The organism is Streptomyces sp. MK37H (genome assembly GCF_018035285.1).
Taxonomy (GTDB): Bacteria; Actinomycetota; Actinomycetes; order Streptomycetales; family Streptomycetaceae; genus Streptomyces; species Streptomyces endocoffeicus.
Genome location: NZ_JAAAYH010000434.1, coordinates 1 through 7,442 on the forward strand (window position 1 = coordinate 1; position 7,442 = coordinate 7,442).

Below are 7,442 nucleotides of genomic sequence, written 5' to 3' on the forward strand. Positions count from 1 at the left end.
GCCGCTGTCCGCCGTGCCTGTCTCCCCAGCCGCCTTGTCCATCGCGACCCGCTGCGCCGGTGGGGCCCAGGGGTCGCGGTCGAGCGGCTCGGGCTGCCTCGGCGGTCCGGATCGCCGCTGCTCAGCCTGCGGCTCGGACGGGTCGTGCTGGTCGGCCATGGAGCTCCCCACAAAGACGTCCGCCCATGCTACGGCCTGTGGCGAGCCCGTCGGCGCCACACAATACGATGACCGGAACCCGCCGCCGGCGGGCGTCTCCCGGAGGTTTTGTTGACCGATCTGACCACCTTCATCGCCGGGCTGCCCAAGGCGGAGCTCCATGTGCACCACGTGGGATCCGCCTCGCCGCGCATCGTGGCCCAGCTGGCCGCCCGCCACCCCGACTCCAAGGTGCCCACCGATCCCGAGGCCCTCGCGGAGTACTTCGTCTTCCGGGACTTCGCGCACTTCATCGAGATCTATCTCTCCGTGGTGGACCTGATCCGCGACGCCGAGGACGTCCGGCTGCTGACCTACGAGATCGCCCGCGACATGGCCCGGCAGCACATCCGCTACGCCGAGCTGACCGTCACCCCCTACAGCTCGACCCGTCGCGGCATCCCGGACACCGCCTTCGTCGAGGCGATCGAGGACGCCCGTAAGGCCGCCGAGTCGGATTTCGGCACGGTGCTGCGCTGGTGCTTCGACATCCCCGGCGAGGCCGGTCTCGAGGCCGCCGAGGAGACCACCCGGATCGCCTGTGAGCTGAACCCCGAGGGGCTGGTCGGCTTCGGTCTCGGCGGTCCGGAGATAGGGGTGCCGCGCCCCCAATTCAAGCCGTACTTCGACCGGGCCATCGCCGCCGGGCTGCGCAGTGTGCCGCACGCGGGCGAGACCACCGGGCCGCAGACGATCTGGGACGCCCTCATCGAGCTCCGGGCGGAGCGCATCGGCCATGGCACCAGCGCCGTCCAGGACCCGAAGCTGCTCGCCCATCTCGCGGAGCGCCGCATTCCGCTGGAGGTCTGCCCGACCTCCAACATCGCCACCCGCGCCGTCGCCACGCTCGGTGAGCACCCCCTGAAGCAGATGGTCGAGGCCGGGGTGTTCGTCACGATCAACAGCGACGACCCGCCGATGTTCGGCACCGACCTCAACACCGAGTACCAGGTCGCGGCCCAGCTGCTCGATCTGGACGCGGCGGGCGTCGCGGCCCTCGCCAAGAACGCGGTCGAGGCGTCCTTCCTGGACGCCGAGGGCAAGGCGCGGCTCTCGGCGGAGATCGACGCCTACACGGTGGTCGCGGGCCGATGAGACCGGCGGGGGCGGGATGCGTCCCGGTCGGCCACCGCGGCGACCCGTATGTGTGCCGTGAGAACACCCTGCCCTCGATCCGCTCCGCGGTGCGCGCGGGCGCGGGCGCGGTCGAGATCGACGTACGGCTGACCCGGGACGGTGTGCCTGTACTGCTCCACGACGCCACGCTGAAGCGGCTGTGGGGCGAGGACCGGCCGCTCTCCGGGCTGACCGCCGAGGAGGTGCGGCAGCTGACCGGCGGGGGTGTGCCGACCCTGCGCGAGGCCCTCGCCTGCGCCGGCTCCACCCGGCTGCTGATCGACCTGCCGGACGCGTCGGCCGCGCCCGCCGCCGTCGCCCAGGTGCGGGAGAGCGGGGCGGGCGACCGGGTGTACTACTGCGGCGCCCTGGCGGCCCTGCACGCCGTGCGCCGCGCGGACCCGGACGCCGAGATCGCGCTGACCTGGACCACGCTGGCCCCGCCGCGTCCGGCGCTGCTGGCCGCGCTGCGCCCCCGGTGGCTCAACTACCGCTTCGGGCTGGTCTCCCGGGAGCTGGTCGCCCGCCATCACGCCGACGGACTGCTGGTCTCCGCCTGGACCGCCGACACCCGCCGGTCGATGTCCCGGCTGCTGCGGGCGGGCGTCGACGCGATCACCACCAACCGCGTCGCCGCCCTGGCGGCCCTGGTCCGGATGTCCCCCCTTGGTCATGACAGGTGACCCTGCCATGACCAAGTGACAAGCCCGGCGCGTGAATCGGCCCGCGCCGCACGGGAACCACCCGCCCGGGGCGGGCATCAGCCCGCCCCTCGCGGGAATCAGCCCCGCATCAGCCCAGCGACGTCATGACGTGCTTGATGCGGGTGTAGTCCTCGAAGCCGTACGCGGACAGGTCCTTGCCGTAGCCGGACTTCTTGAAGCCGCCGTGCGGCATCTCGGCCACCAGCGGGATGTGGGTGTTGATCCAGACGCAGCCGAAGTCCAGGGCCTTGGACATCCGCATCGCGCGGGCGTGGTCCTTGGTCCACACCGAGGAGGCCAGCGCGTACTCCACGCCGTTGGCGTAGGAGATGGCCTGCTGCTCGTCCGAGAAGGTCTGCACGGTGATGACCGGGCCGAAGACCTCGTTCTGGATGATCTCGTCGTCCTGCTTGAGGCCGGAGACCACGGTGGGCGCGTAGAAGAAGCCCTTGTCGCCGACCCGGTGGCCGCCCGCCTCGACCTTGGCGTGCGCGGGGAGCCGGTCGATGAAGCCGGTGACCTGGGCCAGCTGGTTGGCGTTGTTCAACGGGCCGTACAGCACGTCCTCGTCGTCCGGCGCGCCAGTCTTGGTCTCGGCGGCGGCCTTGGCGAGCGCGCTCACGAACTCGTCGTGGATCGACTCGTGGACCAGCACCCGGGTGGCGGCCGTACAGTCCTGGCCCGCGTTGAAGAAGCCCGCGACCGAGATGTCCTCGACCGCCTTGGGGATGTCGGTGTCCTCGAAGACCACGACCGGGGCCTTGCCGCCGAGCTCCAGGTGCACCCGCTTGATGTCCTTCGAGGCGCTCTCGGCGACCTGCTTGCCGGCCCGCACCGAGCCGGTGATGGACGCCATGGCGGGCACGGAGTGCTCGACCATCAGCCGGCCGGTCTCGCGGTCACCGCAGATCACGTTGAAGACGCCCTGCGGATGGCCCAGTTCCGCCAGCACCCCGCCGATGATCTCGGCGAACAGCACGGTGGAGGCGGGCGTGGTGTCCGAGGGCTTGATGACGACCGTGTTGCCCGCCGCCAGCGCCGGGGCGAACTTCCATACGGCCATCATCATCGGGTAGTTCCACGGTGCAACCTGGGCGCACACCCCGACCGGCTCCCGCCGGATGATCGAGGTGAGCCCCTCCATGTACTCACCGGCCGAGCGGCCCTCCAGCATCCGGGCCGCGCCCGCGAAGAAGCGGATCTGGTCGATCATCGGCGGGATCTCCTCGTCCCGCGTGAGACCGATCGGCTTGCCGGTGTTCTCGGACTCGGTGGCGATCAGCTCCTCCGCCCGCGCCTCGAAGGCGTCGGCGATCTTGAGCAGTGCCTTCTGCCGCTCGCCGGGCACCAGGTCGCGCCAGGCCGGGAAGGCGGCCTCGGCGGCGGCCATCGCCGCGTCCACGTCCGCGGCGCCCGACAGCGGCGCGGTGGCGTAGGGCTCGCCCGTGGCCGGGTTGACCACCTCCGTGGTCCGCCCGTCCGTGGCGTCCCGGAACTCTCCGTCGATGTAGTTGCGCAGACGACGCAGTTCGGTGGTCACGTGCCACCCCTCCTGTCAGCTGTCCGATGGGTGAGACACCCACAGTAGTCGCCGGTGCTGCGTTTTCAACATACCCGCCACACCAGAACGACGGAATCAGTGTTTTCGAGGCCCATTGACGACGAAATTCATCGCAGAAGGGTTGCGACACGGGCGAGGCTCGTGCACAGTGAGGGTCGTGGCCACACCTGACAAGAACGGCACGCCGACCCTCGACTCCGTGTCCCTGGCGATCATCGAGCAGCTCCAGGAGGACGGTCGCCGGCCGTACGCCGCCATCGGAAAGGCCGTCGGGCTCTCCGAGGCCGCCGTACGGCAGCGTGTGCAGAAGCTGCTCGACCAGGGCGTGATGCAGATCGTCGCCGTTACCGATCCTCTCACCGTGGGGTTCCGGCGGCAGGCGATGGTCGGCATCAACGTCGAGGGCGATCTCGACCCGGTCGCGGACGCGCTGACCGCAATGGACGAGGTCGAGTACGTGGTCGTCACCGCGGGCTCCTTCGATCTCCTGATCGAGATCGTCTGCGAGGACGACGACCACCTCCTCGAAATGATCAACAAGCGGATCCGCACGCTGCCCGGTGTGCGCTCCACCGAGAGCTTCGTCTACCTCAAGCTCCGGAAGCAGACCTATACCTGGGGAACGAGATAGCAATGAGCGCCGACCTCTCCAAGACGGCGTACGACCACCTGTGGATGCACTTCACCCGCATGTCGTCGTACGAGAACTCCCCCGTGCCGACGATCGTGCGCGGTGAGGGCACGTACATCTACGACGACAAGGGCAAGCGGTACATCGACGGCCTGGCCGGCCTGTTCGTGGTCAACGCCGGCCACGGCCGGGTCGAGCTGGCGGAGACGGCCTACAAGCAGGCCCAGGAGCTCGCCTTCTTCCCGGTGTGGAGCTACGCCCACCCCAAGGCCGTCGAGCTCGCCGAGCGGATCGCGGGCTACGCGCCCGGCGACCTGAACAAGGTCTTCTTCACCACCGGCGGCGGCGAGGCCGTCGAGACCGCGTGGAAGCTGGCCAAGCAGTACTTCAAGCTGACCGGCAAGCCCACCAAGCACAAGGTGATATCCCGGGCGGTGGCCTACCACGGCACCCCGCAGGGCGCCCTGTCGATCACCGGTCTGCCGGGGCTCAAGGCCCCCTTCGAACCGCTGGTCCCCGGCGCCCACAAGGTCCCCAACACCAACATCTACCGCGCCCCGATCTTCGGTGACGACCCCGAGGCGTTCGGCCGCTGGGCCGCCGATCAGATCGAGCAGCAGATCCTCTTCGAGGGCGCGGACACCGTGGCCGCGGTCTTCCTGGAGCCGGTGCAGAACGCGGGCGGCTGCTTCCCGCCGCCGCCCGGGTACTTCCAGCGGGTCCGCGAGATCTGCGACCGCCATGACGTGCTGCTCGTCTCGGACGAGGTCATCTGCGCCTTCGGGCGGCTGGGCACGATGTTCGCCTGCGACAAGTTCGGCTACGTCCCGGACATGATCACCTGCGCCAAGGGGATGACCTCCGGCTACTCCCCAATCGGCGCGTGCATCGTCTCCGACCGGCTTGCCGAGCCCTTCTACGAGGGCGACAACACCTTCCTGCACGGCTACACCTTCGGCGGCCATCCGGTCTCGTCCGCCGTGGCCCTGGCCAACTTCGACATCTTCGAGCGCGAGGGACTCAACCAGCATGTGCTGGACAACGAGACCGCGTTCCGCTCCACGCTGGAGCGGCTGCACGATCTGCCGATCGTCGGCGATGTCCGGGGGAATGGTTTCTTCTATGGCATCGAGCTGGTGAAGGACAAGGCCACCAAGGAGTCCTTCGACGAGGAGGAGACCGAGCGTGTCCTCTACGGCTTCCTCTCCAAGGCGCTGTTCGAGAACGGGCTGTACTGCCGGGCCGACGACCGCGGCGACCCGGTCGTCCAGCTGGCCCCGCCGCTGATCGCCGACCAGGCGGTGTTCGACGAGATCGAGCAGGTGCTGCGGACGGTGCTGACGGAGGCGTGGACGAAGCTCTGAGGCTGGCGTCTGCGGCTCAGCTGACGTCTGCGGTCAGCTGGCGTCTGCGGTCAGCTGGCGTCTGCGGTCAGCTGGCGTCTGCGGCTCAAGCCCTCGTGTTTCACGCCCATTTGAGGGCGAACCACAGCTCCATACGGACGTCCGCGTCGCCCAGGTCCACATCCAGCAGGGCCCCGGCGCGGGCGATCCGCTGACGGACCGTATTGCGGTGGACCTCCAGCGCCACCGCCGTACGGTCCCAGCTGCCGTGCAGCGACAGCCACACCCTCAGCGTCTCCAGCAGCGCCGGTGCGCCCTCGAGCGGCGCCAGCAGGGCCCGGCCGTGCGCCCCCGCCTCGGCCGGGTCCACCAGCGAGCCGACCCCGCCGGCGCGGGCCGGGCCGTCCCGCACCAGCGGCACCCGTTCGGCGACGGCCCGCCGCAGCGCACGGGCGGCGTCGGCGCCACCGCGTGTCAGGTCCGCGGCCGGTACGGGCGCCCCGACGCCGAGGGTCCAGCCGGGCTGCGCCCGTACCTCCCCCTCGCCCGGGACGAGGGCGCTCAGCGCGTCCCCGTCGAGGTCGACCAGCGGCGTCCCGAGCCCGGCCGCGAGCGCCGCCGTGGCCAGCAGCCCGTCGTCCCGGCCGCGGCCGCGCCGCCGCCCGTGCACCACGGTCCACAGCCCGCCGTCCTCCGTCGGCTCGGGGGACGTCCCCGGCTGCCCGGGCTGCCCCGGCGTCCCCGGCTGCCCGGGCTGCCCCGGCGTCCCCGGCTGCCCGGGCTGTCCCGGCGTCCCCGGCTGCCCGGGCTGTCCCGGCGTCCCCGGCTGCCCCGGCGTCCCCGGCTGTCCCGGCGAGGGACTCAGCAGCCCCGCCACCCGCGCCGGTTCGGCGCCGAGCATCAGCCGCACCAGGGCCGATGTGCGCTCGGCCTCGGCCCCGACCACCCGCCGGGCCGTCAGCAGCGACAGCAGCACCACGGCCATCCCCACGATCGCCCCGTCCGCCCCGTCCCGCCGGGGTGCGCAGACGCCGAGCGCGAGCCGGTCCTCCGGCCCCGCCGGATGGCCCAGCCCGTAGGCGGTCAGCAGCAGTTCCTCACCGGCCGCGCCGGTCGCCCTGCCCGCCGCCGAGGACGGGCCCGAGCGCAGCCGCGCCGCGAGCGCGCCGAGCGCCTTACGGGCCGCGCGTGGCGGCCTCGGCCCGGCGGCCGCCAGCTCCGCGCCGTCCGGGGTGTCCGGGCCAGCCGGGCCGTAGAGCACCGTCCACGCCCCGAGGTGCTGGCCGAGCTGGCGCAGCACGGCCGGTACGGGGTGCGGGCGCGCCGCGGCCGTCGCCAGTGACTGCTGCGCCTCGGTGAGGCTCCGCAGCTCATGGTGGCGGCGCTCGGCCATCGCGTCCCATACGGCGCTCGCCACGGCCGTGAAGGTCGTCTGCCGGGGCACCTCCACCAGCGGCAGCCCGTGCCGGTCGCACGCCTCGGCCAGCGCGCGGGGCACCGTGTCGTGCACCGGCGCGATGCCGAAGCCGAGCGCCGCCGCGCCCGCCTGGACCGTACGGGCCACATAGCGGTCCCAGTAGGTGCCAGCGCCCGCCGCCTCCGGGCAGTGCACCCCCGCGCTGAGCAGCAGCTCTCCGCCCAGCAGATACGGGACGGGGTCCTCCATCTCGCTGGTGTGGACGAAGTACACGGGCGTGTCCGCCTCGCGCCCGCCCGCGACCTGCCGCAAGCCCAGGGCGGGGTGGCGAAGGAGGGTGGAGAGCGGGACGGGTGCCGTCGGGGGGACGCGGTCGTTCATCACGGCGGGCCTCACGAGGGGATGGTTCGTACATCCCGGGGATCGGGAGTGGAGGAAACGTACACTTCCCGGACGCTTCGGCGACACCTAG

General features: G+C 71.6%; 6 protein-coding genes. 4 read left to right on the forward strand and 2 right to left on the reverse strand.

The annotated features are described in order from the left end of the window. Window positions 1–270 precede the first annotated feature (270 nt). Both GWI24_RS36860 and GWI24_RS36865 read left to right on the forward strand, forming a co-directional pair. On the forward strand, window positions 271–1,293 hold the full coding sequence (locus tag GWI24_RS36860; RefSeq protein ID WP_210950398.1) for an adenosine deaminase: 1,023 nt from the start codon (window positions 271–273) through the stop codon (window positions 1,291–1,293). After that, complete coding sequence (locus tag GWI24_RS36865) at window positions 1,290–1,997, forward strand: glycerophosphodiester phosphodiesterase (protein ID WP_210950399.1); 708 nt, start codon at window positions 1,290–1,292, stop codon at window positions 1,995–1,997. Before GWI24_RS36860 ends, GWI24_RS36865 begins: the two co-directional genes overlap by 4 nt. A 109-nt stretch (window positions 1,998–2,106) precedes the next feature. On the opposite strand, the gene GWI24_RS36870 is transcribed toward GWI24_RS36865, so the two are convergent. Continuing rightward, entirely contained in the window at window positions 2,107–3,558 is a 1,452-nt protein-coding gene (locus GWI24_RS36870; RefSeq protein WP_210950400.1) for a gamma-aminobutyraldehyde dehydrogenase, read from the reverse strand. A 178-nt stretch (window positions 3,559–3,736) separates the two neighbouring features. Between GWI24_RS36870 and GWI24_RS36875 the strand changes: the two genes are divergently transcribed. Together GWI24_RS36875 and GWI24_RS36880 are read left to right on the forward strand one after the other, a co-directional pair. Then, window positions 3,737–4,210, forward strand: coding sequence for an Lrp/AsnC family transcriptional regulator (locus tag GWI24_RS36875; RefSeq protein ID WP_020868121.1), 474 nt, complete (start codon window positions 3,737–3,739; stop codon window positions 4,208–4,210). Between the two features lie 2 nt (window positions 4,211–4,212). Next, window positions 4,213–5,574 (forward strand): aspartate aminotransferase family protein, encoded by a 1,362-nt coding sequence (locus tag GWI24_RS36880; RefSeq protein WP_210950401.1) that lies wholly within the window; start codon window positions 4,213–4,215, stop codon window positions 5,572–5,574. A gap of 100 nt (window positions 5,575–5,674) precedes the next feature. Here the strand turns inward: GWI24_RS36880 and GWI24_RS36885 are convergent, their stop codons facing one another. After that, complete coding sequence (locus GWI24_RS36885; RefSeq protein WP_210950402.1) at window positions 5,675–7,351, reverse strand: PucR family transcriptional regulator ligand-binding domain-containing protein; 1,677 nt, start codon at window positions 7,349–7,351, stop codon at window positions 5,675–5,677. Window positions 7,352–7,442: the final 91 nt, after the last annotated feature.

What these genes read in the sequence shown, in the direction of transcription:
- GWI24_RS36865 (WP_210950399.1), top strand. Translation starts at nt 1,290, where the DNA reads ATGAGACCGGCGGGGGCGGGATGCGTCCCGGTCGGCCACCGCGGCGAC.
- GWI24_RS36880 (WP_210950401.1), top strand. Translation starts at nt 4,213, where the DNA reads ATGAGCGCCGACCTCTCCAAGACGGCGTACGACCACCTGTGGATGCAC.
- GWI24_RS36885 (WP_210950402.1), bottom strand. Translation starts at nt 7,351, where the DNA reads ATGAACGACCGCGTCCCCCCGACGGCACCCGTCCCGCTCTCCACCCTC.